The organism is Methylobacterium sp. V23, from assembly GCF_002917135.1.
GTDB lineage: Bacteria > Pseudomonadota > Alphaproteobacteria > Rhizobiales > Beijerinckiaceae > Methylobacterium.
Genome location: NZ_PDHT01000001.1, coordinates 541,920 through 567,432, shown reverse-complemented (window position 1 = coordinate 567,432; position 25,513 = coordinate 541,920). Strand labels below are relative to the sequence as shown.

The following is a 25,513-nucleotide window of genomic DNA, read 5'->3' as shown; positions in this document are numbered from 1 at the left end:
CGGAGGATCCCGCCCGCTCGCACCATGAAGATTGCTCGATGAAGATCACCCAAGCCTTCACCTTCGAGGCGGCCCACCGCCTGCCGAACGTGCCCGAGAGCCATCGCTGCCACCGCATGCATGGGCATTCCTACCGGGTCGAGCTCACCCTCTCGGGCGCCGTCGACCCGGCCACCGGCTGGGTGGTGGATTTCTTCGACGTCGAGCACGCGTTCGCGCCGGTGCTGGCCCGCCTCGACCATTACTGCCTCAACGAGATCGAGGGGCTGGAGAACCCCACCGCCGAGCACATCGCGGCCTGGATCTGGGACCGCACTAAGGCGGCGCTGCCGGCCCTCTCCTCCGTGAAGGTCTACGAGACGCCGATGTCCTGGGCCGAGTACGAGGGCGAGGCCTCGTGCCGCGAGGCACCGCCATGAGGGGCCCTGCGATGAGCGGCGGCGGCGCCCTGGTCCTGTTCTCGGGGGGCCAGGATTCCACCACCTGCCTCGCCTGGGCGCTGGAGCGCTTCGACCGGGTCGAGACCCTCGGCTTCGACTATGGCCAGCGCCACCGCATCGAGCTCGATGGCCGGGACACCCTGCGCCGGGGCCTCGCGGCCCTGAAGCCCGCCTGGGCGGCGCGCCTCGGCGACGACCACACGCTGGCCCTCGACGCCCTGGGCCAGGTTTCCGAGACGGCGCTGACCCGCGACACCGCCATCGCGTTCGAGGACAGCGGCCTGCCCAACACCTTCGTGCCGGGCCGCAACCTCCTGTTCCTCACCTTCGCGGCGGCTCTGGCCTATCGCCGGTCGCTGACCCACCTCGTCGGCGGCATGTGCGAGACCGATTATTCCGGCTACCCGGATTGCCGGGACGACACCGTCAAGGCGCTGCAGGTGGCACTCAACCTCGGGATGGACCGTCGCTTCGTCCTGCACACGCCCCTGATGTGGATCGACAAGGCCGAGACCTGGCGGCTGGCCGAGGACCTCGGCGGCCCGGCGCTGGTCGACCTCATCGTCGAGGACAGCCACACCTGCTACCTCGGCACCCGCGGCGACCGCCATCCCTGGGGCCACGGCTGCGGCCAGTGCCCCGCCTGCGACCTGCGGGCGAATGGCTATGCCAAGTTCGTCGCCGAGCCGGTGACACCGCCGCCCGCCTGAACCGCCGGCGACCGGGCCGCGATCCGGTCGAGGAGGACGTGCGGCACCGTCAGGGCCGAGAGCATCCGCAGGGTGAGGCACAGGAGGGTGCCGGCGCCGGAGCCGGAGCCGGCGGCGTAGAGCGGCCACAGGGCCGCGCCGAGCAGGAGCGTCAGGCCGAAGACCGGCAGCGACGCGCGGACGGCCTTGCCCAGGCTGTCGATGCCGGGCGCCCGGGTCGGATCGTTCACCAGCGCGCGCATGTGCCGGGGGCCGTGGAGGCCGACGAAGTACAGGGTGAAGGCGGTGAGCGGCGGCAGCAGCCAGAAGGCGGCCGCCAGGCCGGCGATCTCGCCGCGCACGGACCAGGACCGGGCCTGCACGAGCACCCAGTACGCCGCGAGGGCGAGCCAGAGCCAGGACGCCGCCACCCACCAGCCGGGGAGCAGCGGCATCGGCAGGCGCGTGACGGCCGCGAACAGCCCGGCGGTCTCCTCGGGGCGCAGCAGGGCCGGCAGCGCGACCGGCAGCCCGCCGCGCACCAGGATCTCCAGCGGCCGGCCCGGGCCGGCATCCTCCTCGCCGAAATGCAGCACCGAGAGGGCGAGGAAGCCCGCCAGGGTCGCCATCGGGGCGACGTGCCAGGCGAGCAGGACGAGGCCGGCGAGGCCGAGATACGGCACCGCGAAGACCCCGAACCAGGCGCGTCCGAAGCGGGGGCGCAGCAGGGGCGCGGCCACGGCCCCGTCGAGGGCGCCGTGCGGCACGCCGAGCCCGATCACCACCGCCAGGGCCGCGAGCCAGGACGCCTCGCGCGGCAGGGCCGCGGAGGCGACGAGGGCGAGGGCCACGCCGGCGCCCGCCAGGGGCAGCACGCCCGCTCCCCCCGAACCGACGCGCCGGCGGCGCGCCCGGACGGGCGTCCCGAGAACCGGGAGGACCGGGCGAGCCGCCATCCGGGTCAGGCCGCCCGGCGCAGGGGCGCGGCCGTGGCCTTGCCTTCCGCGAGGTCCCGGTCGACCGCCCGCGTGGTCTGCAGCGTCGCCATCACGCCGTAGACCACCTTCGCGGTCAGATCGAGGATCGCCACCACGGCCAGGGCCACGGCGGGGGACAGGATGCCGAGGCCGTCCTGGCCGACGAGGAGCACGACGGGATAGGCGCACCAGACCACCGAGAGGAACACGGCGTTGCGCAGGAAGGCGGACCGAACATCGGCCCGTTCCGTGGCGTTCTCCTCCCGCAGCTGCACGAAGATCCCGTAGAACACGGCCAGGAACGCGCCGCAGGAGATGGCGAACCAGGTCCACTTCACCCAGGCGACCGTCGACAGGCCGAAGGCCAGGGCGGTGACGATCATGATCAGGTCGGAGCCGACGAGGCCCCAGACGACGGCCGGACGACGCATCCCCGAATGCATCGCCGTGCGGGCGAGGCCGACGAGGAGCAGGGGCGTGGTGAAGGTCCAGTCGAGGTAGCGGGCGAAGTAGAACTGCCGCGCGACATCCGCGGCCTCCGGACCGGCCGGCAGGGCGATGCTCCCCTGCCCCGTCGCCATGGCGAAGTAGGAACAGGCCGCGATGATCGGCACGATCCCGTGGATGATGGCATCCGCCTCCTCCGCGGGCGTCCGCCGCTTCCCGAGGAACAGGATCGCGGCGGCACCCGCCGCCATGCCGGCGAAGCCGAGCCAAAGCCAGAATTGAGGCGTCATCACTATCTCGTCGGTACGGGGATGAAAGGCCGGCCCGGAACGTGGCGGCCCTCCTGCCCAATTGGCGTCGGCGCCGTTCGTTGCGGGGACGCATGGTCACAGTCGAGTGAGACCGGAACGCCCGCCGAGCCGGGCCCGACGCATCGGGGCGCGGGATCGGACGAGGGGCCGGCCTCGTCCCGATCCCGGCACCGCGCCGAGCGGTCGAGACCGGGAGGCCGGCCGGCGCGCTCGGCGAGGATTCCCGCAGGCCGCCGGCGCCCCGTCGGCCAGCGCGAAGATCGGGAAAGCGGTCCCGGCGCCCCCGGCGACGCGCGGGCCTTCGGCATGGCGGAGTCGCACCGCAAAGACCGCTCTTCCGAACGCCGCGATCCGTTGCTCAAGTCAACACGACCGTCGACGGCGCAGTAAAATCGAAGTTACGCATTTAATCCGTCATCACGGAAAGTTTATAACCGCAAGATCAACTGTCATTTCTGTTGCCTATGGATCACGTCTAGGCCGGAAAGCAGGCAATCTGCTTCGGAAGATGACCTTTGAACGCCATCAGATCTATGCGCCACCGCCAGACATCGGCATGTCGAGGGTGGGCAGGCACCGTCCCTCCATCCCGAAAGTCCTGAACCCGAAGGCCCTTTCCGATGCTCAAGACGCTGCTCCTTGCCGGCAGTGCCGCGGCCCTCCTCACCAGTGCCGCCGCTGCCGCCGACCTGCCTCGCCGTCAGGCCCCGCCGCCGGTCTTCACGCCCATTCCGGTCTTCACCTGGACGGGCGCCTATTTCGGTATCAACGCCGGCTACGTCTTCAGCGAGAACGACACGATCCGCACCACGGGCATCAACACCCCGGGCGGCGCTCAGCTGCAGAACAACGTCCTCAACGGCCTGCGTCAGGCGTCCGTGCGGAACGCGACCGAAGGCTTCACCGGCGGCGGCCAGGTCGGCTACAACTATCAGTTCACGCCGGGCAGCGGCATCGTGGTCGGCCTCGAGGCCGATGCGCAGTACACCGACCTCCAGCGCACCACGACCCAGGTCATCTTCAACCCGGTCTTCAATCCGAACCAGCTGACCAACAGCTACCGCACCGAACTGTCGTTCCTCGGCACCGTCCGCGGCCGGATCGGCTACGCCTTCAACAAGTTCCTGATCTACGGGACCGGCGGCTTCGCCTACGGCGATGTCACCCAGCGCATCGCCTTCACCACGGGCGTGCCCGTCACCTATGCGGGGTCGCGCTCCAACATCGAGACCGGCTACGCCTATGGCGGCGGCATCGAGTACGCCCTGCCCACGGACTCGTTCTTCAACTTCTTCAAGTCCAGCGCCGTCACCCTGAAGGCCGAATACCTGCGCTACGACCTCGGCAGCCGCAATCTGCTCGTCGCCAGCGTCGGCGGTCCCGGGGTCGGCTACAACAGCCGCATCTCCACCGAGGGCAGCATCGCCCGGGCCGGCCTGAACTACAAGTTCGGCAGCTACTAGGCCCGACCCAGCCGGCACCCCGGGATCGCACCCGGGGTGCCGGCTCCGTTGTCTCCCGACCGCGATCCGTTTGCCCGTGGGGTGCGCCCGTGATGAAACCGAACCTGCTGCTTCTCGCCGCCGCCGCCCTCACCGTCGCCACGCACGCCCGTGCCGAGCCCGAGACGGAGGCCATCGTCGACGCCCTGTTCAAGGCCGGCGGCAATCAGCCGAACGTGCGCGGGAGCGGGGCCAAGGGCGTCTGCGTCAAGGGCAGCTTCACGCCCTCGGCCGAGGCGCAGGGCCTGTCCAAGGCTCCGCATTTCACGAGCGCCTCCGGCAAGCCCCTGCCGATGACGGCCCGCTTCTCCATGGGCGGCAGCAACCCGAAGGCGTCCGACAAGGCCAAGCCGGTCACGCGCGGCTTCTCCATGCGGATCACCCACCCGACCGGCGACATGGTGTTCGTGTTCATCTCGGCCCCGGTCTTCGGCACGAAGACCCCGCAGCAGCTGCTCGAGTTCGCCACGGTGCGGGCGCCGGGACCGGACGGAAAGCCGGATGCCGAGAAGATCAAGGCCTTCGGAGCGGCCAACCCCGAGACGACGCGCCAGGCGGCCTGGCTCACCGCGCGCCCGGTGCCGGCGAGCTACGCGGGCGTCGATTACTGGGGCGTCCACGCCTACACGCTCACCGACGCCAAGGGGACGGCCACGGTGGCCAAGCTGAAGACCGTGGCGACAGCGGGCCAGCTCGGCCTGACGGACGACGAGGCCAAGGCCAAGCCCGACGCCTTCTACGCCGACGAGTTGACGGAGCGGCTGGCCCAGGGGCCGGCCACGTTCGACCTCGTGGCGATCCGCGGCGAGCCCGGCGATCCGACCCACGATCCCACCGTTCTCTGGCCCGAGGAGAACCGCAAGGCGACCCGGCTCGGCACCGTGGCGATCGACGCCCTCGAACCGGCAGCCACCTGCGACGCGGCCACCTTCGACCCGGTCACAGACCTCCCCGACGGCGTCGCCGGGCCGGCCGACGACCCGATGTTCGCCATCCGCTCGCCGGCCTACGCGATCTCGCTGTCGCGGCGCGCCAACTGAGCCCGAGCGGAACCCGAAGACGTTTTCCTGGGCGTTTCCCCGGGGCGTCACGCCGGTCGCGACGGGTGCCCGAGAAAAGGTGCCCGCAGAAAGGTGTCCGTCGGGTCGCCCGGCGGCCGCGCCGGGCCCACACCCGAGGCCCACGCCCTAGGCCCAGGCCCTGAGCGCCTCCGGGGTCGTGAAGTCCGGCGGCCGGACGTCGCGGGCGGCGCCGCGCGTCGCCGCGATGCCCTTCGGGAAACCGCTCCGGCTCCGGTAATCCGCGCGCACGCGCTCCGAGGGCGCCAGGGGGGCGTCGGAGAGGGCCTGGGCGCAGAGCACGTCGACCACACCGACGCCCGCCAGGGCGCCGAGGGCGATGGCGGTGTTGGCGCGATGGCGCGGATCGCCGGTGAGCCCGGGCAGGACGGTGGCGACGTCGAGGCCGTCACCGGCCACCCGGGCCCAGATCCAGGGGGTCGGATCGCGGGAGCCGAGGATGCCGACGCCCTGGACGATCTCACGCACGCCGTAGGCACGCACCAGCGCGCCGGCGCGGGGCATGCCGAGCCAGCGCGCGATCGCGTCGCCGCAGGTCAGCTCGGTGACTCCGAGGGCGAGGGAGAACCAGCCGAGGCCCTGCGCCACCTGGCGCGTGGCCGGATCGGGCCGGCGCCGGTGGTCCGAGGACAGCCGGGAGGGTGGGCGTTCGGGCCTTGTCCGGCCGGGACGAGCGGGCGGATTCGGACGGGACGCGGATGCGGGCATGCGGACCTCCTCGATCGGGAAAACGGGCGGCGCTCAGGGCCGGAGCACGACCTTGATGCAGTTGTCCTTCTTGTCGCGGAACGTCTTGTAGAGTTCGGGCCCGTCCTCGAGGCCGCCCCGGTGGGTGATGACGAAGGAGGGGTCGATCTGCCCGTCGGCGATGCGCTTCACAAGGTCGTCGGTCCAGCGGTTGACGTGGGTCTGCCCGGTGCGGACCGTCAGCCCCTTGTTCATCAGGGCGCCCATGGGGATCTTGTCCACGAGGCCGCCATAGACGCCCGGGATCGAGAGGATGCCGGCCGGGCGGCAGACGTAGATCATCTCCCGCAGCACCGTGGCCCGGTCGCTCTCCAGCATCATCGCCTGCTTCACGCGGTCATAGGCCTGCTCCAGGGCGCGGGGGGCGTGCGCCTCCATGCCGACGGCGTCGATGCACTTCTCGGGGCCCTTGCCGCCGGTCAGTTCGTTGAGCCGCTCGACCGTGCTCTCCGTGCCGTTGTCGATGGTGATGGCGCCGCCCGCGCGGGCCATGTCCAGGCGCTCGGGCACGCGGTCGATGCAGATCACCTGCTTGGCGCCGAGCAGGATGGCCGAGCGGATCGCCATCTGCCCGACGGGGCCCGCGCCCCAGATCGCCACGGTGTCGGTGGGTTGGATGTCGGCCTGCACCGCCGCCTGCCAGCCGGTGGGGAAGATGTCGCCGAGGAACAGCACCTGCTCGTCGGTGAGCTCGTCCGGCACCTTGATGTGGGTCGTGTCGGCGAAGGGCACGCGCACGTACTCGGCCTGTCCGCCCTGGTAGCCGCCGGTGAGGTGGGTGTAGCCGAACAGGCCCGCGGTGGTGTGCCCGAAGGCCTTGGCGGCGAGGTGCTTGTTGCGGTTGGAGCGCTCGCAGACCGAGAAGAAGCCGCGCTTGCACTGGTCGCAGGCGCCGCAGACGATCGTGAACGGGATCACCACCCGCTCACCCTTGCGCAGGCTGCCGTTGACGCCCTTGCCGGTCTCGACGACCTCGCCCATGAACTCGTGGCCCATGACGTCGCCCTTCTCTATGCCGGGCATGAAGTGGTCGTAGAGGTGGAGGTCGGAGCCGCAGATCGCGCACGCCGTGACCTTGATGATCGCGTCCCGGTCGTCCTCGATCCGCGGATCGGGAACGGACTCGCAGCGGATGTCCTGGGTTCCGTGCCAGACGAGGGCCTTCATCGCATCTCTCCCACGTACGGTTTCGTGTCGCCGATACGCTGAGAACCCGGCGACGGGACGTGGGTTCGGTCCCGGGTTACAGGCCTTCATCGGGCAGGCGGCTCGGCTCCGAGACCAGCGCGTCGCGTTCCCGCCGCAGGAAGTCGATCAGGCGCTCCGCGAGGCGTCCCGGCGGGTGGCCCGCCGGCCGGATCAGCGTGGTCTCGATCGACAGGGCCGGCCGGAACGGGCGCAGCACGATCGGCAGGCCGGTGAGTTCGCCCGCCGGGACCGGATCGACGATGGCGAGGCCCAGGCCCTCCGCCACCAGCCCGCAGCGCGCCGCCGTGTACTGGGCCATCAGGGGGAAGCGCGGCACGCACCCGGCCTCGGCGAAGCGGGCCTCGACCGCCTCCTGGAACAGGCCGGGCCCGCCGGCGATCAGGGTCTCGCCGGCCAGGTCCGCGACCGCGATGGAGCGCCGGCGCGCCAGGGGATGCCGGCGCGGCAGGGCGCAGACCGCATCGACCGTGAGGAAGCGCTCGGCCGTCACCCCCGCATGGCCGGCGCGTGGCCGGGCGAGGCCGAGGTCGCACCGGCCCGAGGCGGTCCAGGCCCAGATCGTGTCGGGGCTCGGCACGTGGACGGCGACGCGGGCCCCGGGATGCTCCGCCATGAGGCGCCGGATCGCCCGCGGCAGCAGGCGGGAAGCCAGGGAGGGCTGGCAGGCGACGCGCAGGGGCCCGGTGCCGAGCTCGCGGATCTGCCGGGCGGCGCGGGTCAGCTGCTCGAGGCCGGCCTGACTGCGCTCGACCTCGCGGGCGAAGGCCTCCCCCTCCGGCGTGGGGCGGGCGGTGCCGTGGCCGCGCACGAACAGCGACAGGCCGGTCTCGGCCTCGAGCTGCGCCATCGCCCGGCTCACGTGGGGCTGGCCGATCCCCAGCGCCGCCGCAGCCCGGGTCATGCCCCCGTGGCGCATCACCGCGCGGAAGAGATCGAGGTGGCCCGGGTTGATCATGCCTCGCCCGCATGGAAACGCGCCGATCCGTCATTTGACGGCATGGCCGCGGAATGGTTGTCAAGGCGCCCGTGTCCCGAACAGGTGCCAGGCCGATGTTCAACCTCCTGCTTCCCGTGGCCCTCTCCGTCATGGCGGGCGCCAGCATCGTGGTGCAGCAGGCGCTGATCGCGAATCTCCGGATTGCCCTGAACTCCTCCGCCTGGGCCGGCTTCGCGAGCTACTTCGTCGGCCTCCTGTCCATGGTGGTGCTGGCCCTGGCCCTGCGCGACCCGCTGCCGGCGTCCAGCCTGACGGCGCGCATCCCGTGGTGGGCCTGGAGCGGCGGCTTCTTCGGCGCGGTCTTCATCGCGCTGGCCACGATCCTGGTGCCGGAGCTCGGCGCGGCGACCTTCCTGGCTCTCCTTGTCACCGGCCAGATGCTAGCCTCGGTGGCCTTCGATCATTTCGGCTGGCTCGGCCTCGCCCAGCGCGAGCTCGACACGACCCGCGTGCTCGGCGTGGCGCTCCTGATCGGCGGCGTGGTGCTGATCCGGCGCTGAACCGGTCGGCCCTCAGGCCCCGACCACGTGCAGGACGATCTCCCGGCGGTGCGGCCGGTCGCGGTGCTCAACGAGGTAGATCCCCTGCCAGGTCCCGAGGGCGAGGCGCCCGCCCCGCACCGGCACGCCGAGGGCGGAATCCGTCACCATCGTGCGGATATGGGCCGGCATGTCGTCCGGGCCCTCGGCGCCGTGGACGTAGCCGGCGTGGCGCGGCGCCAGCCCGTCGAGGGCGGTGAGGAGGTCGGTCTGCACGTCGGGATCGGCATTTTCCTGGATGGTCAGGGAGGCCGAGGTGTGCCGGCAGAACACGGTGACGAGCCCGGTGCCGATGCCGCTGCGCCCCAGGAACTCGGCCACCGACCGGGTGATGTCGGTGAAGCCCTGGCCCGGGGTCGAGACCGTGAGGGTCGCGCCCGCCTGCCGCTCGACACCGCCGCTGGCGAAGCCCTCCAAGGTACCGATCGTCCCCGCACGCCTCATCCTTGCGCCTCCGTCAGGGTCTCGCCCGGCGCGATCTCGCGCTCGCCGCGGGCCAGGATGGTCTCCAGGGCCTCGATCCGGTCGGCCTCCGCCGCCGGCTTGTCCCAGCGGATGCGTGCCACCCGGGGGAAGCGCATGGCGACCCCGGACTTGTGCCGGGTCGAGCGCTGCACTCCCTCGAAGGCGATCTCCAGGACGAGGCCGTGGTCGAGCCCGTAGGCGACCTCGCGCACCGGGCCGAAGCGCTTGGTGGTGTTGTTGCGGACGTAGCGGTCGAGCTTCTGCAGCTCGGCATCGGTGAAGCCGTGATAGGCCTTGCCGACGGGCACCAGCTCGGGCGCGCCGTCCTCGCGCGCGCGCCAGACCCCGAAGGTGTAGTCGGAGTAGAACGACGAGCGCTTCCCGTGCCCGCGCTGGGCGTACATCATCACGGTGTCGACCCGGAACGGCTCGCGCTTCCACTTCCACCACGGCCCCTTGGGGCGCCCCGGCAGGTAGGCGCTGTCGCGGGCCTTGAGCATGACGCCCTCGATGGCGTCGGCATCCTCGCCCGCCCCCACGGCGGCCGGGTCGGCGCGGGCCGCGGCCAGATCCGCCCAGGTCGCGAACGGCACCAGGGGCGAGAGGTCGATCCGGGCATGGTCGAGGGCCGCCACGAAGGCTTCCAGGCGGGCCCGGCGCTCGCTGAAGGGCAGCGGGCGCAGGTCCTCGCCCTCGGCGTGCATCAGGTCGTAGGCGCGGACATGGGCGGGAAACTCCTCCAGGAGCTTCGGGGTCACGGCCTTCCGGTTGAGGCGCTGCTGCAGCACGTTGAAGCTCTGCACCCGGGCCTCGCGCAGGATCAGCAATTCGCCGTCGATGGCGCCCGAGAAGGTGATGGCCTCGGTCAGATCCGGGAAGGCGCCGGAGATGTCCTCGCCGGTGCGCGAGTAGATCCGGGCGACCTGTGCGCCGGCCGCGTCGCGGCCGCCCACGAGCTGGACCCGGATGCCGTCCCACTTCCATTCGCCGGAGAAGGCGGCCGGATCGAGCTTCTCGAAATCGCCGTCCTCGTCGATGGGATGGGAGAGCATCGGCGGCCGGAACGGCGCCGGATTCAGGGTGGTGGGCCGCTCGCCCCTTCCCTCGACCCAGGCGAACAGGGTGGCGTAGGGCGGCTCCAGCCCGTGCCAAACCTCCTCGACGGCGTCGGCCTCGTGGCCGCCGAGCGCCCCGATCGCGGTCTTGGCGAGACGGGCCGAGACGCCGACCCGGAGCGCGCCGGTGATGAGCTTGAGCAGCGCCCAGCGCCCGGTCTCGTCCAGGGCGTCGAGCCATTCGGCGATGCGGGCGGGCAGGTCCGCCTTCTTCACGGTGCCCAGCGTCTCGACCACCTCGGCCAGGGTCGGCACGTGCGGCGGCGGGTTGTTGTGGCCGGGGCCGACGACCGCCTCGTCGCTCCGCGACGTGGGCGCCGGCCAGATGAGGGCCGTCGTCTCGGCCAGATCGCCCACGTAGTTGTGCGAGAGCCCAAACAGCACCGGGTCGATGCGCGCCTCGACCAGGCCGCGGATCATCGCGGGCTTGGCCTCGCGAAAGGTCAGGCCCCCGGTCATCGCCGCGAGGGCGTAGCCGCGCTCCGGGTCGGGGGCGTGGGCGAAATAATCCTGCAGCAGGCGCAGCTTGGCGTTGCGGCGCGGCTCGTAGGCGAGGCGGTCGAGGAGGTGGGCGAAGTCGTTCACGCGGCCTCCTCCGGTGCGGCGGCCGGCTCGGCCTCTCCGTCGTCGCCGTAGCCCAGCAGGTGCAGGGGCTTGGCCTTGATGCCCTGCGTCCCGCACCAATGGACCAGGGCGTCCTCCTGCCCGTGGGTGACCCAGACCTCCCCGGCCCCGGTCTCCAGGATGGTGCGGCAGAGATCGGGCCAGTCCGAATGGTCGGAGATGCAGAGGGGCAGCTCGACGCCCTTCTGGCGGGCCCGGGCGCGCACCCGCATCCAGCCCGAGGCGAAGGAGGTCACGGGGTCGGGGAACTTGCGCGACCAGACGTCCTGGATCGAGGAGGGCGGGCAGAGCACGATGGCCCCGTGGAGCTTGGCGCGCTCCGTCGCCACGACCTTCGGGGTCTCGCCCAGCGGGATGCCCTCCTGCTTGTAGAGCTCGGTGAGCTTCTCCATCGCGCCGTGCAGGTAGATCGGCCGGTCGTAGCCGGCCTCCCGCAGCAGCGCCATCACGCGCTGCGCCTTGCCCAGCGCGTAGGCCCCGACGATGTGGGCGCGCTCGGGGAACAGGGCCACGGAATCGAGCAGCTTCTTCACCTCGTCGCGGGTGTCGGGCATCCGGAACACCGGCAGGCCGAAGGTCGCCTCGGTGATGAAGACGTCGCAGGGCATGACCTCGAAGGGCAGGCAGGTCGGGTCGTAGGCGCGCTTGTAGTCGCCCGACACGACGACCCGGACGCCCTGCGCCTCGATCGCGATCTGGGCCGAGCCGAGCACGTGCCCGGCCGGCGCGAAGCGCACGGTCACGTCACCGATGCGGATCTCCTGCCCGAGGGGCGCCTCCTGGCGGCTCTCGCAGAACTCCGCCCCGTAGCGCACCGCCATGATGCGCAGGGTCTCGCCCGTGGCGAGCACCCGCCCGTGGCCGGCCCGGGCGTGGTCGGCATGCCCATGGGTGATCAGGGCGCGCGGCACCGGCCAGGTCGGATCGACATGGAAGCCGCCGAGGGGACAGTACAGGCCCTCGCGGGTCAGGGTGAGAAGATCGCTGGCGCTGAAACTCATCGGCGCGGCATATAGGGCGCCCGAAGCCCATGCGCAGCCACATGTCCCGTACGATCACCTCCGGCGACCTTCGCGCCGACCGGCGCTACGCCTACGCCCAGGGCTGCCTCGACGAGGGCAACCCGGACGGTGCCGCCGAGATGGCGGAGCAGACCCTGGAGATCGCCCCCCGCTTCGCTCCGGCCTGGTTCCTGCTCGGGCTCGCCCGCGAAGCCCGCTACGCGAAGGGCGGGCAGGCGAGCGATCACCACGCGGCCCTGCGCGCCTACGCCAATGCCCTCGACATCGATCCCGAGGATGCCCAGGGGGCGCGCCTCGCCCTGGTGCGCATCGGCGCCGGCGATGCGATCACCGCGATCTCGCCGGGCTACGTCCGGGCGTTGTTCGACGCCTACGCCCCCCGCTTCGATCGCCACCTCGTGGAGGGCCTGCGCTATCGCGGGCACGCGCTCGTCGCCGAAGCACTCGATGCCGCGGCGGGTCCGGCGACGCCCCTCGGGCGGGTGATCGACCTCGGCTGCGGCACGGGCCTCGTCGGGGCCGCCCTCGCCGGCCGGCCGGCGCACCTGACCGGGATCGACCTCTCACCCGGCATGCTGGCCGAGGCCGGGCGGCGTGGTTGCTACCATCGCCTGGTGGAGGGCGAACTGGTGGCGGCGCTCGCGGCCGAGCCCGCCGCCTCGGCCGATTGCGTCACGGCCGCCGACGTCATGATCTACGTGGGCGACTTTTCCGGCATGGTCTCCGGCAGCGCCCGCGTCCTGCGCCGGGGCGGGCGCTTCGCCTTCACGGTGCAGTCCCATGCGGGCGACGGCCTCATCCTGGGCGCGGATGCCCGCTACGCCCACGGCGACGCGCTGGTGCAGGAGACCCTGGCGGCGGCGGGCCTCAGCCGCGAGTTCGCCCAACCGGCCGTCGTGCGGCGGGAAAACGGTGCCGACGTCCCCGGCCGGGTGATCGTGGCCCGGCGGCGGTAACGTTCACGTTTGCGTTGCAGGCCTTGAGCGCTGGCGCACGACGCGGTTGAACCAAACGGGAGCGTGACTGTTGCCCCGGACGCATCGGAGCACCCCGCCCGTGACCTGACGTCGAGGTCCGGCCCCGCACCGAGCGTATCGGCCTTACGCCACCGTAGTTCAGCCGCCACACGGGACGGAGGATAGCAAACCTATGGCAGAGACGCAGAACAAGTCATTTCCGGCGAGCGCCGCGACGCGCATCCCCTTCGCCTTGGCGCTCTCGGCCGTGGCCGGTTGCGCCGATTCGATCGGATTCCTCGAGTTCTCGCAGCTGTTCATGTCTTTCATGAGCGGCAACACGACACGCTTCGGCGTCTCGGTCAGCCGCTTCGACTGGGAGAGCACGTCGCGCGTCGCCTCGGTCATCGTGCTGTTCTGCTTCGGTGCCTTCGCCGGCACCCTGATCGCGGCCTGGGTCGGGCGCTGGCGCCTCTCGGTGCTGCTCCTGCTGCAATCCGTGTTCCTGACCATCGGGCTGATCATCCCGCACGGCTCCTTCGCCTTCCCGCTCCACGCCTATCCGATCGTCATCGCGCTGGGCCTGCAGAACGCGACGCTGCAGGACGAGGGCGGGCGCAGCCTCGCGCTCACCTACGTCACCGGCGCCGTGGTGCGGTTCGGGACCGGGCTCGCCAACCTCATGCTCGGCACGGTGGCGCCCTCGTTCTGGATCCAGGCCCCCCTCTGGGCGGCCCTGAGCACCGGCGCGGTGATCGGCGGCTTCCTGCAGATGCGCTACGGTGAGGATGCGTTCCTGTTCCCGGCCGCGCTCTCGGCGCTTCTGGCCATCATCGCTCTGGGGCTGACGATCCTGAAGCCGGGCAGCCGCTACGTCAGCGGCGAGGTGGAGCGGCATCCGCCGGACGGCGCCGCCGCGGCCCAGATCTAACCGGCGAGCTAATCGGCTCCCCCGCTCCCGCGCAGCCGCTTGGTGGCGCTCCGCTTCGACTTGTCGTCGAGGCGGCGCTTCTTCGAGGCCAGGGTCGGGCGGGTGGCGCGTCGGGGGGTGGGCGGCACCGCGGCCTCGGCGACGAGCTCGGCCAAGCGCTCGCGGGCATCAGCCCGGTTGCGGTCCTGGGTCCGAAAGCGCTGGGCGCTGATCACGATCACCCCGTCGACGGTGAGGCGGCGGCCGGCCAGCCGCATCAGGCGCACGGCCACCGCATCCGGCAGGGAGGCCGAGTGCCGGGCGTCGAAGCGCAGCTGCACGGCCGTCGAGAGCTTGTTGACGTTCTGTCCGCCGGGGCCCGAGGCCCGCACGAAGGTTTCCTCCAGCTCCGCCTCGTCGATGGCGATGTGGGGCGTGCATTGCAGGGCCACGGCGGGGTCTCTCGCAGGCTGCGCGTCCAGGACACTTCTTGGACGCTACTCGGACGCTTCTAGGACGCTGCTAGGAGGCTTCGGCAGGCGTGCGGGCCCGCACCGCCAGGGCGTGGAGGCCGCGCTGGAAGGCCGGCGCGAGGGCGGCGTTGACCAGGCGATGCCGTTCGACGCGGCTCTTGCCTTCGAAGACGGCGGCAACCACGTCCAGTCGGAAATGCGTCTCCCCTTCGGGCCGCGCACCCGCATGGCCCGCATGCAGGTGCGATTCGTCGATCACCGCCAGGTCCTGCGGCGTCAGTTGCGCCTGGAGCGTGTCGGTGATCCAATCCTTCAGGGTCACGGTCTCGGTCATCGCGGACGTCTCCTCGTTGTTGCTGGGGGTCGGGCGCTGGCGCCCGGTCTCGCGCGTCAACCCCCGAACACCGCATGCGGCATCAGGCCCGCCGCTATTGTGTCTCCGACCCACCCCCTCATAATCGCCCTATCATGGATCTCAACTCGCCCCTGTTCGACAGCATCCGCATCAAGCCGTCCTGCGACGAGCCGAAGACGGCCGCGACCCAGACCTGCGAGACTCCCGGGTGCAAGAACCCCGGGCTCTACCGCGCGCCGAAGGGGCGCAAGGCGGAGGGGCAGTACTGGCGGTTCTGCATGGACCACGTGCGCGCCTACAACGCCACGTACAATTACTTCGACGGCATGAACGATGCCGCCGTGCAGGCCTTCCAGAAGGACGCGATCATCGGGCATCGCCCGACCTGGGCGATGGGGGTGAACCCGGCCACCGCCGGCGAGCGCGGCAAGGCGGCGCCGAAGCGCGACTGGGCCTATGTCGATCCCCTGGACATCCTGCGTGCCGAGGGTGTCGGTGAGACCGCCCGGCGCAAGGCGGCGCCCGAGCCGCGTCGGCCCCGGCACTCGGCGGCGACCCTCAAGGCCCTCGACGTGCTCGGCCTCGACGAGAACGCGGATTCGGCCGCCATCAAGGCGCAGTACAAGACCCTGGTGAAGCGCTTCCATCCCGACGCGAATGGCGGCGACCGCTCGTTCGAGGAGCGCCTGCGCGACATCATCCGGGCCCACGATGCCCTGCGCGCCGCCGGCCTCTGCTGACGCGCCGATCGCCGGATCGGTGCGGTTCCGGCATGATCGATGCACGTTTTCCGGGGCTCCCCTGCTCTGGGTGGGCGGCAATCGCCGGGCGAGGCCCTATATGCAGCCCTGACACCCCTTGGCGCCGCCCGGCGTCGACCTTTAGATGGCGGTCGCGCGCGGTTCATCCTTCCCGAACCGCCAGGCCCCGAAGTCCGACACAGCCCGCGTGTTCCGTGACACCCCCACGGCACCCGCGCCCCGACGAGGTCCTTATGCTTTCTGACGTCTCGCCCGCCTCGCTCCCCGACCGGGATGTCTCCGTCCGAGAGGCCTTCGGCATCGACCTCGACCTCCGGGTCCCGGCCTTCTCGCAGAGCGAGGAGCACGTGCCGGACCTCGATCCGGACTACATCTTCGATCGGGAGACCACCCTGGCGATCCTGGCGGGCTTCGCCCGCAACCGGCGCGTGATGGTCACGGGCTATCACGGCACCGGCAAGTCGACCCATATCGAGCAGGTCGCGGCGCGCCTCAACTGGCCCTGCATCCGGATCAACCTCGACAGCCATGTCTCGCGCATCGACCTCGTCGGCAAGGACGCGATCGTGCTGCAGGACGGCAAGCAGGTCACGGCCTTCCAGGACGGCATCCTGCCCTGGGCGCTGCAGAACAACGTCGCCCTGGTCTTCGACGAGTACGATGCCGGCCGCCCCGACGTGATGTTCGTGATCCAGCGCGTGCTCGAGCTGTCGGGCCGCCTGACGCTGCTCGACCAGAAGCGCGTGATCCGCCCGCACCCCGCCTTCCGCCTGTTCGCCACCGCCAACACGGTGGGCCTCGGCGACACGTCCGGCCTCTATCACGGCACCCAGCAGATCAACCAGGGCCAGATGGACCGCTGGTCGATCGTCACCACCCTGAACTACCTCGCCCACGACCGCGAGGTCGACATCGTCCTGTCGAAGGCAGCGCATTACCAGCGCGACGGCGGCCGCGACATCGTCAACCGCATGGTGCGCGTGGCGGACCTGACCCGCAACGCGTTCATGAACGGCGATCTCTCCACCGTCATGAGCCCGCGCACGGTGATCACCTGGGCCGAGAACGCCGACATCTTCCAGGACATCGGCTTCGCCTTCCGGGTGACCTTCCTCAACAAGTGCGACGAGCTGGAGCGCACCCTGGTGGCGGAGTTCTACCAGCGCGCCTTCGGCAAGGACCTGCCCGAGAGCGCCTCGAACGTCGCCCTGAGCTGAGCCCCTTCCGTCCGTTTCGAGGAAACCGTCGACCCGCATGTCGATCTCCAACCGCAAGCCCGGCGACCGGCGCGAGCCCGTCGCCGAACCGCTCAAGCGCTCGGTGGCGGGCTGCCTGCGCGCCATCGCCAAGCGCTCCGAGATCGAGGTGGTCTATGCCAGCGACCGCCCGGCGCTGACGGGCGAGAAGGCACGCCTGCCCGAGCCGCCGCGCAAGCTGACGCCGGAAGACGTCGCGATCCTGCGGGGCAACGCCGACTCGATGGCCCTGCGGCTCGGCTGCCACGACGTCGCCGTGCATCGCCGGCTGGCGCCGGAGAATGCCGGCGCCCGGGCGGTCTTCGACGCGGTCGAGCAGGCCCGCGTCGAGGCCATCGGCTCGCGGCGCATGGCCGGCGTCGCCGCGAACCTCTCGGCGATGCTCGAGGACCGCTACCATCGCGGCGGCAAGTACGAGGACATCACCGACCGGGCCGACGCCCCGATGGAGGATGCCGTCGCCCTGATGGTGCGCGAGCGCCTCACCGGCGCGGCCCCCCCTGACGCGGCCCGGAAGATCGTCGACCTCTGGCGCCCGCATATCGAGGAGAAGGCGGGCACGAATCTCGACGGGCTGATCGGCGCGATCGAGAACCAGCGCGCCTTTGCCCGCTCGGTCCGCGACCTCCTCACCTCCCTCGACATGGCGGACGAGACGCCGTTCGACCCCGAGGACGACGAGAACGAGGACGAGAACGACGCCCAGGACGATGAGCAGACCCCGAGCGAGGGCGAGGCCGAGGAGCAGTCCCAGGGCGACCGCTCCGAGATGGAGACCTCGCAGGAGGCCACCGACGAGTTGCAGGAAGGCGCCACCGAGGCCGCCGATGCGCCCTCCGGTGAGTTGCCCGACGAGGCCGAGAACGCCGAATCCGAGGAGGCGTCGGAGGCTTGGCGCCCGCCGTCGCAGCTGACGAACGAGCCGCGCGGCCCGGAATACAAGGTCTTCAACCCGCGCTTCGACGAGATCATCCACGCCGAGGACCTCTGCGACGCCGAGGAGCTGGCGCGCCTGCGCAGCTACCTCGACAAGCAGCTCGCCCATCTCCAGGGCGTGGTCGGGCGCCTCGCCAACCGGCTGCAGCGTCGGCTCCTGGCCCAGCAGAACCGTGCCTGGGACTTCGACCTCGAAGAGGGTCAGCTCGACCCCGCGCGCCTCGTGCGCGTGGTCACGGATCCGTTCCAGCCGCTCTCATTCAAGCGCGAGAAGGACACGAACTTTCGCGATACGGTGGTCACGCTCCTGCTGGACAATTCCGGCTCGATGCGCGGGCGGCCGATCACGGTGGCGGCGACCTGCGCCGACATCCTGGCGCGTACCCTCGAGCGCTGCGGCGTCAAGGTCGAGATCCTGGGCTTCACCACGCGCGCCTGGAAGGGCGGACAGTCGCGCGAGGCGTGGCTCGCCGGCGGCAAGCCCAACACCCCGGGCCGCCTCAACGACCTGCGCCACATCGTCTACAAGAGCGCCGACGCGCCCTGGCGCCGGGCGCGCAAGAACCTCGGGCTGATGATGCGCGAGGGCCTGCTCAAGGAGAACATCGACGGCGAGGCGCTGGACTGGGCGCACAAGCGCCTGCTGGGCCGGCCCGAGCAGCGCAAGATCCTGATGGTGATCTCGGACGGTGCGCCGGTCGACGATTCGACGCTGTCGGTCAATCCCGGCAACTACCTCGAGCGCCACCTGCGCTGGATGATCGAGGACATCGAGACCCGGTCGCCGGTGGAACTGCTGGCCATCGGCATCGGCCACGACGTGACGCGTTACTACCGCCGCGCGGTGACGATCATCGATGCGGAGGAGCTCGGCGGTGCGATGACCGAGAAGCTCGCCGAACTCTTCGAGGAGGATTCGGGCACGCCGGCGCCGCAGAAGCGGGCCGCCGGCGGGCGGCGCTAGCGTTTGCCCAGGCCTCACGTCTGTCAGGGATCAGCGAGACCCGGTTATCCCGGAGAGACGCGCGTCGAGTCAGGCATCGAGGGTCTGTCCGGCTCAAGATGAACCTGAGAGAGTCTAGTGCTCACGCCGCCCTCTGCGCCAGCGCGTCGAGGGCGGCCGCCACCGCGTCGGCATCGAGCCGCCGGATGACGGGGCCCGAGGTCCAGACCAGCATCGGGACCACGCGGTGGCGCGGGTAGATCTCCGCCAGGAGCGCGGCGTAGAGGGCGATCTGCCCGGCTTCCGCGCGGGGCAGCGGCGCGCCCGCCCGCGGGGGCCGGCCCGTCTTGAAATCCGCGACCCAGACCGTGTCCTCGGCGATGGCCAGGCGGTCGACCCGACCGAAGACCGGACGCGAGACGCCTCCGACCACGACCCGTCCCGACAGCGTCACCTCGGCCCGCGCCTCCGGTGCGAAGAGCGGGGCCAGGTCCGGTTCCGCGAAGAGGTGCAGGGTCGCGGCGACGATGCCGTCCTGCTTGGCCCGGTCGAATCCGGGGGCACGGGCGCGCACGAAGGCCGTCGCGGCGGCCTCCCGCTGAGCCGGGTCGATCCGCGGCAGGTGCTCCACCAGGGAGTGGATCAGGGTTCCGCGCCGGCGCGCCTCGCTGTCGGCCTGGCGCTGGCCCGGCTCGCGGCGGGTATCGGCGGCTCCCAGCGCGCCGGATGGCGTCACCGGAGGGGCGGCCTCGACCTCGGCCGGGACGGGCGCCTCCAGCCAGGCCGGCAGCTCCGGCGGCCCTTCCGGCATCGAGGGAGCCGGGGCCGCCGGCTGCGCCGCGCCGCCCTCGCGCCACAGCGTCGCGGCGCCGTAGGCGGTCTCCAGGACCTCCCCGGAGCCGAAGGACTCCTCCATGCCCGTGCGGATCATCTCGCACCAGGCCGCCTCGCTCGGAGCCTCGTGCCCCCGATGGGGCGCGATGACGAGGCGGTCGGCGGCCCGGGTCATCGCCACGTAGAGCAGACGGTTGTGCTCTTCGCGGGCACGGGATTGCAGGGTGGCGCGGGCCTCCGTCACGGCCTCGCAGTCGCCCGCCTTGGCCCCGGCCCAGATCGGCGGCAGCGGCGCCGCGCCCTGGCCGAAGCGCTGGACCCCCGACAGGAGCGGCAGGAGCGGCGGATCGTTGCGGCCCAGGGCCTCGCAGCCGTCGATGACGACGACCACCGGCGCCTCCAGCCCCTTCGCCCCGTGCACCGTCATCACCCGGACCTCGTCGCGGCCGGAATCGAGATCGCGCTTGACCGTGTGGCCGCCCTCCCCGCGCCCCGGAACGGTGTCGTAGCGGGCCAGGAATCCGCCGAGGGAGGGCGCGTCGGGCGCCTGCTCGGCCTGCGCCGCCGTCATCAGGAAGACGTCGATGGCGTCGCCGGCCTCGCCGCCGAGGCGGGAGACCAGGGCGCGCCGGCCGCCCCGCGCGCCGAGCAGCGCGGCGTAGAACCCGAACGGTCCCTCGCAGGCCGCCAGTGCGATCCAGGATGTCAGGGCCGCATGGCCCCGGATCGCGGCCGGGTCGCCGGCGGCGGCGTGCCGGGCCAGCGCATCCTCCAGGGTCTCGTGCAGGTCGCGACGGGCCGCGATGCGCACGAGGTCGTCGTCGTCGAAGCCGACGAGGGGCGTCTTCAGGGCACCGGCCAGGGTCAGGTCGTCGGCCGGCAGGAGTCCGGCGCGGCCCACCGCCACGAGGTCGTTGACGGCGATGTGGGCGGCGATGTCGAGGCGGTCCTGGCCGGCGACGGGCACGCCGAGGGCCTTCATGGCGCGGATGACCTCCTCGAAGGCCGCCGAGCGCTTGCGCACCAGGATGAGGATGTCGCCCGGCCGCCAGACCCGGCCGGTCTCGTCGCCGCTGGTGATCCAGGTCAGGGCCGCCCGGGCGACCCGGCGGGCGGTGACGATGGCCGGCGCGTTGGTCTCGGGCGCGTCGACGGGAGCGGCCCAGGCGTCGGGCTCGGGCTCGTCCGCCGGCTCCTCGATGGGCCAGAGTTCGACGGTGCCGGGCGCGGCTTTGCGCGCGGTACTGTGGGTGGTGCCGACGGCCGTGTCGTCGAAGGACAGGCCCTCGTAATGGGCTGCGATCTTGAAGGTCGCGTCCACCGCGCGCAGGACACCGCCGGCCGAGCGGAACGAGAGTTCGAGCCGCACGTCCTCGAAAGCGAGCTCGGCGCCCGCGGCCGCCCGTTGCCAGTCACGGCGGGTGGTCTCGAATTCGCGCGGTTCGGCGCCCTGGAAGCTGTAGATCGACTGCTTCGGGTCACCGACGGCGAAGCGGGTCCGTGCGACCTCGCGAGCCCCCTCGCCGGAGGCGAACTCCGCGGTGATGCGGCGCAGGATCTCCCACTGGTGCGGGTTGGTGTCCTGCGCCTCGTCGATGAGCACGTGGTCGACGCCGCGGTCGAGCTTGTACAGCACCCAGGTGGAATCGACCCGGCCGAGGAGGTCGAGGGTCTTGTGGATCAGGTCGTCGAAGTCGAGGGCGCCGAGGCGGGCCTTCTGGGCTTCGACCCGGCGGTGGATCTCGCCCGCGAGGGTGAAGAGGGCGTGGGTGCGCTCCAGGGCGCGCACGCCGCGGAGCGTGTCCTGCAGCGGTTCAAGGCGGTCGCGCTCGTCGCACAGCGCCTGCTTGGCGTCCTCCGGCACCGCTTTCGTGCCGAGGCTCCGGTCGGCTTTCGGCGTGCCCTCCTTGGTGAAGAAGATGCCGAGGTACGTCTCCAGGGCTTCGGCCGGTGAGGCCGCCGCTTCCACCACGAGCAGCTTGTCGGCGACGCCGTCATCGGTGGCCTTGCCGGTGCGCAGGCGACCGGCGAGTGCTGTGAGATCGCCCAGGACCCCGTCGAGCATGCGCGCCTCGATCGCCGCCGCGCTCTCGCCCGCCCGGACCCCGAGGGCGTCGGCCAGCGCTGCGAAGGGCCCTTCGAGACCGAAGCGGCTGTCCAGCACGTCCCGCGCCCGCATGGCGCTGCGGATCGCCTTGCGCAGGGCATCCCCCGTCGCCTCGGGGCCGACGACGGCGAGGGCCTCGCCGAGATGCGGATGCCGGCCGCCGATGGCGTCAGCCAGCACGTTCCCGGTCTCGATCCGGAAGGCCTCCGCCGCCTGCGTCTCGTCCAGCACCACGAAGCGGGCCGGCACGTTCGCCTCGAAGGGGAACATGTGCAGCAGGCGTTCGCAGAGGGCGTGCAGCGTCTCGATCTTGAGGCCGCCGGGCGTCTCGACCGCACGGGCGAACAGGCGCCGGGCCACCTGCAGCGTCTTGCGCGCTGGGCGTTCCCCCGTGAGCTCCGTCAGTTCGGCCGAGAGGGCGGCCTCGTCCAGCGTCACCCAGCGGCCGAGCACCCGGAACACCCGGATCGACATGTTGGCCGCCGCCGCCTTGGTGAAGGTCAGGCAGAGGATGCGGGCGGGCGGCGCGCCGTCGAGGAGCAGCCGCACCACCCGGTCGGTGAGGACCTTGGTCTTGCCCGCGCCGGCATTGGCCGAGACCCAGGCCGAGGCGCGGGGATCGGCGGCCTTGCGCTGCGCCGCCTTTGTGAGGTCGTCGACGACGAAGGCTTCGCGGCCCGACATCATGAATCTCCCTCGCCGCCGAGCGACCATTCCAGCACCCGAGCGAGGTGGTCGTAGTCGCCGTAGGACTTGGCGTATTTCGGATAGGGCCGCGAGGTGTAGGCGGCCTCGCCGGTGAGGAAGCGGGCCACGAGGCCGCGGAAGCGCGCCACGTGCTCGTCCACGATGGCGGCGACCTCGCGCTCGTCGCCGCGCGGCGGCTTCACCGCGAGGGGCTCGAAGGGTTTGCGGCCGCCCGAGGCGTGGACGTAGAGGAGGTCCGGCGTCAGCGTGGTGGCGGGGAAGCCGTCGAAGGCCCCGGCCATGAGCATCGCCGCCTCCAGGGTGAGCTGGGGCGAGAAGCCGGCGAAGACCTCCTTGTTGCTCGGCGGCAGCCCGGTCTTGAAGTCGACGATGCAGGCCCCGCCGTCGCGGCGCCGCTCGATCCGGTCGGCCCGCGCCCGCAGGGTGAAGGTCTCGGTGCCCATCGGGATCACCCACTTGCCGGAGATTTCCGGGTGCACCCGCGTCAGCTGCGCCCGGCGCTCCACCTCCCAGGCGAGGAAGTGCGCGGCCAGCCGCTCATAGCGCGGCCACCACTCCGCGTAGAGTTCGGGATAGGTGTCCGAGATCGGCTGGAAGGCGTTCAGGGCCAGGCTGAACAGCCGCTCCACCGCCGTCTCGGGCAGCGCCTCGGGATGGTCCTGGGCGAACTGGCCCAGGATCTCGTGGATCAGCGTGCCCCGGTCGGCGGCGCCGGGCTCGGCCGCCACCGGATCCAGGGGATCGAGGCCGAGGACGTGCCGGGCGAAGATCACGTAGGGGTCGCGCACCAGGGTCTCCACCTCGGTGACGCTCAGAGACCTGGGGAACAGGGCCGGATCGGGCTTGGGCCGGGGCTGCTTCAAGCGGGCTTGCGCCGGACCCGTGCCCTGGTCGAGGGCGGCGGCGTAGGCCGAGAAGCGGCGCCCGGCGGCGAGGGCCTGGCTCCAGCAGGCGTCGCCCGTGAAGGCGCGCAGGCGCTGCAGGAAGCGCGAGGGCACCGTCGGCGCGCCTTCGCGCTTGGCCGCCCGGGTGATGAGGGCGTCGTGGTGGCCCAGCGCCTGGACGAAGTCGTGGGCGCTCTGGCCGATCCGGCGCTCGGGCGGGTTGAGGCCGATGCGCTCGCGCATGGGTCGGTTCAGGAAGGCGTCGGTGGTCGTCTGCATCGGCCAGACGCCCTCGTCGAGGCCGCCGAGCACGACCCGGTCGACACTCATCAGCCGCGCCTCCAGCAGACCGAGGATCCGCAGGCGCGGATGCGGGCGCCCGTCGCTGCAAGCCACCATGCGCTCGCGGGCCAAGGCGGTGAAGAAGGCGGGATAGTCGCCGAAACGGCCCGGAAGCAGGCCGGGCTCGGCCAGTTCCAGGTCGTCGAACAGGGTGTCGAGGACGCCCAGGGACGCATCGTCGACGGCCTCGCCCTCGGCCGCGTCGATCAGCCTGTCGAAGGTGGCGCGGTGGCAGGCGGCGTAGGCGACGAGGTTTCCGACGCCGCGGTGATCGGCGTCGAGGAAACCGTCGAAGGCCACCTCCAGACGGTTCAGAAGATCGGCGGCGAGGTCCCAGTCGCGCTCGGTCAGGCGGCGCTTGGCCCGGGGCCGTCGCCCGGTGGCGGTGCGCTGATCGGCCAGGGCCTGTTGCAGCCCGGCAAAGCCCGGCGCCGGGGCGGGGCCGCGCAGGGTCCCGATCTCCAGGGCGGCGGCGGCCCGGACCACGTCGCTGCGCGGCATGCCGAGGCGGACATAGGGATGGGACAGGAGCGTGATCAGCCGGGCCGGCTCGAGATCGGCCGCGACCTCGGCGGCGAGGCGCGCCAAGCGCCCGGCCCGACTGCGCGATAGGGCCTCGCCGCCGGAATCCTCCGCGACGATGCCCCAGCGGGCCAGTTCGGCCGCGACGCGCAGAGCCAGGGCGCGGTCCGGCGTCACCAGGGCCGCCGTCGCGCCGGGCATTTCGAGGGTCTCGCGCAAGGCGATGGCGATGATCAGCGCCTCTTCCCGCTCGTCGCTGGCCTCGACCACGGCGAGGCCCTGCATGCCCTCCTCCGCCAGCCGGGCGCGCTCGGCCGGGTCGAGGGCCGCCCAGGCCTCGGTGGTCTCGGCCGGGCGCAGGGCCTGGGACAGCAACCCGAAGCGGGCTCGGGACTCGGCGGAGGGGTCTCCGAGGGACGCGACCTGCGTCCGGTCGCGGTCGAGACCGGCGGGACCGAGGAGGCGATGCAGGACCGCCTGCGGGTGGCCATGGGCGATCTCCCGCGAAACGCCCTCGCCGGTCTCGATGGCGTCCCAGCCGGCGGCATCGAGTTCGGAGTCGAGGCCGGGCAGCACCACGGCGCCGCGGGGCAGCGCCGCCACCGCGGCGATCAGCCGGGCCGTCGCCGGTACCGAGCCGGTGGAGCCCGCCACGATCACCGGGGTGGCGGGCCGCTCGCGCATCAGCCGGTCCGCTTCGGCCAGGACGAGGCGGCGCGAGCGCGAAACCGGGTCGCTCATGCCCCGCTCGGCGAGGATCCCGGGCCAGGCCTCGGCGGCGATCTTCACGAAGTCCAGGGTCAGGCCGAAGTAGCGCGAGTACTCGGCCTCGACGGCGCCGCCGATCTCGGCCCAGGGCAGCCCCTCGACGGTGAGCGCGTCCATCAGCCGTTCCAGGTCGGCGGCAAGCCCGATCGCGTCGGCGGGGGAGGACGGCACCAGGAAGGGCACGTCGTCGTCGATGGGCAGCAGCGTGCGGTCCACCGCCTCGGCCCAGCCCTGGACGAGCCGGGCGAGGATGAGCCGGCGCTCCAGGGGCGGCATCGCCGGCGCGAGGAGATCGGGGCCGTTCTCGAGGAGCGGGTTGGCGGCCAGGTCCAGTTCCGCCTCGTCGGCCTCGCCGAGGGGGACCATCCGGGGCAGCAGGGCCGCGTGCCCGAGGCGCGCGGCGAGGATCGCGGCCAGCGCCCGCACCGCCCGCTGGGTCGGCAGGTAGAGGGTGATGGAGGCAAGCGCGAAGGGATCGTCGCCGATCGCGCCCACGAGGCGCCCCGAAATCAGGGCGTCGGCGAGGGTCGGCAGGAAGGGCGCGCCGGGCGGGATCGAGAAGATGTGGGCGGTGGAGACGTCTGAGGTCGGCATC

At 71.9% G+C, this 25,513-nt stretch carries 22 protein-coding genes; 10 read left to right on the top strand and 12 right to left on the bottom strand.

Translation table 11 applies throughout. The annotated features are described in order from the left end of the window. The first annotated feature begins 38 nt into the window (after window positions 1–38). A complete protein-coding gene (queD, locus tag CRT23_RS02590; RefSeq protein WP_103708429.1) occupies window positions 39–419 on the top strand; it encodes a 6-carboxytetrahydropterin synthase QueD in 381 nt (126 codons plus the stop codon). After that, window positions 416–1,150 (top strand): 7-cyano-7-deazaguanine synthase QueC, encoded by a 735-nt coding sequence (gene queC / locus CRT23_RS02585; RefSeq protein ID WP_245435914.1) that lies wholly within the window; start codon window positions 416–418, stop codon window positions 1,148–1,150. The genes queD and queC overlap by 4 nt, the downstream gene beginning before the upstream one ends. Here queC and CRT23_RS02580 read toward each other — a convergent pair. Then, on the bottom strand, window positions 1,105–2,085 hold the full coding sequence (locus tag CRT23_RS02580; protein ID WP_103708427.1) for a Brp/Blh family beta-carotene 15,15'-dioxygenase: 981 nt from the start codon (window positions 2,083–2,085) through the stop codon (window positions 1,105–1,107). The two genes, queC and CRT23_RS02580, sit on opposite strands and share 46 nt — an antisense overlap. 5 nt (window positions 2,086–2,090) lie before the next feature. Further along, window positions 2,091–2,843, bottom strand: coding sequence for a bacteriorhodopsin (locus CRT23_RS02575; RefSeq protein WP_103708426.1), 753 nt, complete (start codon window positions 2,841–2,843; stop codon window positions 2,091–2,093). Window positions 2,844–3,484: 641 nt separating this feature from the next. Here CRT23_RS02575 and CRT23_RS02570 point away from each other — a divergent pair. Continuing rightward, window positions 3,485–4,327, top strand: a complete 843-nt coding sequence (locus tag CRT23_RS02570; RefSeq protein WP_103708425.1) for a porin family protein — start codon at window positions 3,485–3,487, stop codon at window positions 4,325–4,327. A gap of 92 nt (window positions 4,328–4,419) precedes the next feature. Next, window positions 4,420–5,406 (top strand): catalase family peroxidase, encoded by a 987-nt coding sequence (locus CRT23_RS02565; RefSeq protein WP_103708424.1) that lies wholly within the window; start codon window positions 4,420–4,422, stop codon window positions 5,404–5,406. 147 nt (window positions 5,407–5,553) lie between these two features. Here the strand turns inward: CRT23_RS02565 and CRT23_RS02560 are convergent, their stop codons facing one another. From CRT23_RS02560 to CRT23_RS02550, 3 genes are all read right to left on the bottom strand, one after another. After that, window positions 5,554–6,153 carry a cyclase dehydrase gene (locus CRT23_RS02560; RefSeq protein ID WP_245435913.1) on the bottom strand — a complete coding sequence of 200 codons (600 nt, stop codon included), beginning with the start codon at window positions 6,151–6,153 and terminating at the stop codon, window positions 5,554–5,556. Window positions 6,154–6,186: 33 nt separating this feature from the next. Further along, window positions 6,187–7,359: a zinc-dependent alcohol dehydrogenase gene (locus CRT23_RS02555; RefSeq protein WP_103708423.1), complete on the bottom strand. Its 1,173-nt coding sequence runs from the start codon at window positions 7,357–7,359 to the stop codon at window positions 6,187–6,189. 76 nt (window positions 7,360–7,435) lie between these two features. Further along, complete coding sequence (locus tag CRT23_RS02550; RefSeq protein ID WP_103708422.1) at window positions 7,436–8,356, bottom strand: LysR family transcriptional regulator; 921 nt, start codon at window positions 8,354–8,356, stop codon at window positions 7,436–7,438. 95 nt (window positions 8,357–8,451) lie between these two features. Here CRT23_RS02550 and CRT23_RS02545 point away from each other — a divergent pair, with 95 nt between their 5' ends. Further along, entirely contained in the window at window positions 8,452–8,898 is a 447-nt protein-coding gene (locus tag CRT23_RS02545) for a DMT family transporter (protein ID WP_103708421.1), read from the top strand. Window positions 8,899–8,910: 12 nt separating this feature from the next. Here CRT23_RS02545 and CRT23_RS02540 read toward each other — a convergent pair whose 3' ends face one another. The 3 genes from CRT23_RS02540 to CRT23_RS02530 are packed head-to-tail and all read right to left on the bottom strand — an operon-like array spanning window position 8,911 to window position 12,142. Next, window positions 8,911–9,381, bottom strand: a complete 471-nt coding sequence (locus CRT23_RS02540) for a secondary thiamine-phosphate synthase enzyme YjbQ (protein WP_103708420.1) — start codon at window positions 9,379–9,381, stop codon at window positions 8,911–8,913. Then, window positions 9,378–11,102 (bottom strand): cisplatin damage response ATP-dependent DNA ligase, encoded by a 1,725-nt coding sequence (locus tag CRT23_RS02535; RefSeq protein WP_103708419.1) that lies wholly within the window; start codon window positions 11,100–11,102, stop codon window positions 9,378–9,380. Before CRT23_RS02535 ends, CRT23_RS02540 begins: the two co-directional genes overlap by 4 nt. Beyond that, entirely contained in the window at window positions 11,099–12,142 is a 1,044-nt protein-coding gene (locus CRT23_RS02530) for a ligase-associated DNA damage response exonuclease (RefSeq protein ID WP_103708418.1), read from the bottom strand. The genes CRT23_RS02535 and CRT23_RS02530 overlap by 4 nt, the downstream gene beginning before the upstream one ends. Window positions 12,143–12,183: 41 nt before the next feature. Here CRT23_RS02530 and CRT23_RS02525 point away from each other — a divergent pair, with 41 nt between their 5' ends. Further along, window positions 12,184–13,119 (top strand): methyltransferase domain-containing protein, encoded by a 936-nt coding sequence (locus CRT23_RS02525; RefSeq protein ID WP_103708571.1) that lies wholly within the window; start codon window positions 12,184–12,186, stop codon window positions 13,117–13,119. 193 nt (window positions 13,120–13,312) lie between these two features. Beyond that, complete coding sequence (locus CRT23_RS02520) at window positions 13,313–14,050, top strand: YoaK family protein (RefSeq protein ID WP_055947714.1); 738 nt, start codon at window positions 13,313–13,315, stop codon at window positions 14,048–14,050. A gap of 8 nt (window positions 14,051–14,058) precedes the next feature. Here the strand turns inward: CRT23_RS02520 and arfB are convergent, their stop codons facing one another. Continuing rightward, on the bottom strand, window positions 14,059–14,481 hold the full coding sequence (gene arfB, locus CRT23_RS02515; RefSeq protein ID WP_103708417.1) for an alternative ribosome rescue aminoacyl-tRNA hydrolase ArfB: 423 nt from the start codon (window positions 14,479–14,481) through the stop codon (window positions 14,059–14,061). Window positions 14,482–14,551: 70 nt separating this feature from the next. Then, complete coding sequence (locus CRT23_RS02510; RefSeq protein WP_055948837.1) at window positions 14,552–14,836, bottom strand: BolA family protein; 285 nt, start codon at window positions 14,834–14,836, stop codon at window positions 14,552–14,554. A gap of 134 nt (window positions 14,837–14,970) precedes the next feature. Between CRT23_RS02510 and CRT23_RS02505 the strand changes: the two genes are divergently transcribed. The 3 genes from CRT23_RS02505 (at window position 14,971) to cobT (ending at window position 18,774) form a co-directional block, all read left to right on the top strand. Continuing rightward, on the top strand, window positions 14,971–15,597 hold the full coding sequence (locus CRT23_RS02505) for a DnaJ domain-containing protein (protein WP_055947709.1): 627 nt from the start codon (window positions 14,971–14,973) through the stop codon (window positions 15,595–15,597). Between the two features lie 254 nt (window positions 15,598–15,851). Further along, the gene (gene cobS / locus CRT23_RS02500; protein WP_055947706.1) at window positions 15,852–16,835 is read left to right on the top strand and encodes a cobaltochelatase subunit CobS; all 984 of its coding nucleotides are present in this window, start codon (window positions 15,852–15,854) and stop codon (window positions 16,833–16,835) included. Between the two features lie 37 nt (window positions 16,836–16,872). Further along, window positions 16,873–18,774 (top strand): cobaltochelatase subunit CobT, encoded by a 1,902-nt coding sequence (gene cobT / locus CRT23_RS02495; RefSeq protein ID WP_103708416.1) that lies wholly within the window; start codon window positions 16,873–16,875, stop codon window positions 18,772–18,774. Between the two features lie 121 nt (window positions 18,775–18,895). Here the strand turns inward: cobT and addA are convergent, their stop codons facing one another. Further along, entirely contained in the window at window positions 18,896–22,381 is a 3,486-nt protein-coding gene (gene addA, locus CRT23_RS02490) for a double-strand break repair helicase AddA (protein WP_103708415.1), read from the bottom strand. After that, window positions 22,378–25,512: a double-strand break repair protein AddB gene (gene addB / locus CRT23_RS02485; protein WP_103708414.1), complete on the bottom strand. Its 3,135-nt coding sequence runs from the start codon at window positions 25,510–25,512 to the stop codon at window positions 22,378–22,380. The genes addA and addB overlap by 4 nt, the downstream gene beginning before the upstream one ends. Window position 25,513 lies beyond the last annotated feature (1 nt).

What these genes read in the sequence shown, in the direction of transcription:
- queD (WP_103708429.1), top strand. Translation starts at nt 39, where the DNA reads ATGAAGATCACCCAAGCCTTCACCTTCGAGGCGGCCCACCGCCTGCCG.
- queC (WP_245435914.1), top strand. Translation starts at nt 416, where the DNA reads ATGAGGGGCCCTGCGATGAGCGGCGGCGGCGCCCTGGTCCTGTTCTCG.
- CRT23_RS02580 (WP_103708427.1), bottom strand. Translation starts at nt 2,085, where the DNA reads ATGGCGGCTCGCCCGGTCCTCCCGGTTCTCGGGACGCCCGTCCGGGCG.
- CRT23_RS02575 (WP_103708426.1), bottom strand. Translation starts at nt 2,843, where the DNA reads ATGACGCCTCAATTCTGGCTTTGGCTCGGCTTCGCCGGCATGGCGGCG.
- CRT23_RS02570 (WP_103708425.1), top strand. Translation starts at nt 3,485, where the DNA reads ATGCTCAAGACGCTGCTCCTTGCCGGCAGTGCCGCGGCCCTCCTCACC.
- CRT23_RS02565 (WP_103708424.1), top strand. Translation starts at nt 4,420, where the DNA reads ATGAAACCGAACCTGCTGCTTCTCGCCGCCGCCGCCCTCACCGTCGCC.
- CRT23_RS02560 (WP_245435913.1), bottom strand. Translation starts at nt 6,153, where the DNA reads ATGCCCGCATCCGCGTCCCGTCCGAATCCGCCCGCTCGTCCCGGCCGG.
- CRT23_RS02555 (WP_103708423.1), bottom strand. Translation starts at nt 7,359, where the DNA reads ATGAAGGCCCTCGTCTGGCACGGAACCCAGGACATCCGCTGCGAGTCC.
- CRT23_RS02550 (WP_103708422.1), bottom strand. Translation starts at nt 8,356, where the DNA reads ATGATCAACCCGGGCCACCTCGATCTCTTCCGCGCGGTGATGCGCCAC.
- CRT23_RS02545 (WP_103708421.1), top strand. Translation starts at nt 8,452, where the DNA reads ATGTTCAACCTCCTGCTTCCCGTGGCCCTCTCCGTCATGGCGGGCGCC.
- CRT23_RS02540 (WP_103708420.1), bottom strand. Translation starts at nt 9,381, where the DNA reads ATGAGGCGTGCGGGGACGATCGGTACCTTGGAGGGCTTCGCCAGCGGC.
- CRT23_RS02530 (WP_103708418.1), bottom strand. Translation starts at nt 12,142, where the DNA reads ATGAGTTTCAGCGCCAGCGATCTTCTCACCCTGACCCGCGAGGGCCTG.
- CRT23_RS02525 (WP_103708571.1), top strand. Translation starts at nt 12,184, where the DNA reads ATGTCCCGTACGATCACCTCCGGCGACCTTCGCGCCGACCGGCGCTAC.
- CRT23_RS02520 (WP_055947714.1), top strand. Translation starts at nt 13,313, where the DNA reads ATGGCAGAGACGCAGAACAAGTCATTTCCGGCGAGCGCCGCGACGCGC.
- CRT23_RS02510 (WP_055948837.1), bottom strand. Translation starts at nt 14,836, where the DNA reads ATGACCGAGACCGTGACCCTGAAGGATTGGATCACCGACACGCTCCAG.
- CRT23_RS02505 (WP_055947709.1), top strand. Translation starts at nt 14,971, where the DNA reads ATGGATCTCAACTCGCCCCTGTTCGACAGCATCCGCATCAAGCCGTCC.
- cobS (WP_055947706.1), top strand. Translation starts at nt 15,852, where the DNA reads ATGCTTTCTGACGTCTCGCCCGCCTCGCTCCCCGACCGGGATGTCTCC.
- cobT (WP_103708416.1), top strand. Translation starts at nt 16,873, where the DNA reads ATGTCGATCTCCAACCGCAAGCCCGGCGACCGGCGCGAGCCCGTCGCC.
- addA (WP_103708415.1), bottom strand. Translation starts at nt 22,381, where the DNA reads ATGATGTCGGGCCGCGAAGCCTTCGTCGTCGACGACCTCACAAAGGCG.
- addB (WP_103708414.1), bottom strand. Translation starts at nt 25,512, where the DNA reads ATGCCGACCTCAGACGTCTCCACCGCCCACATCTTCTCGATCCCGCCC.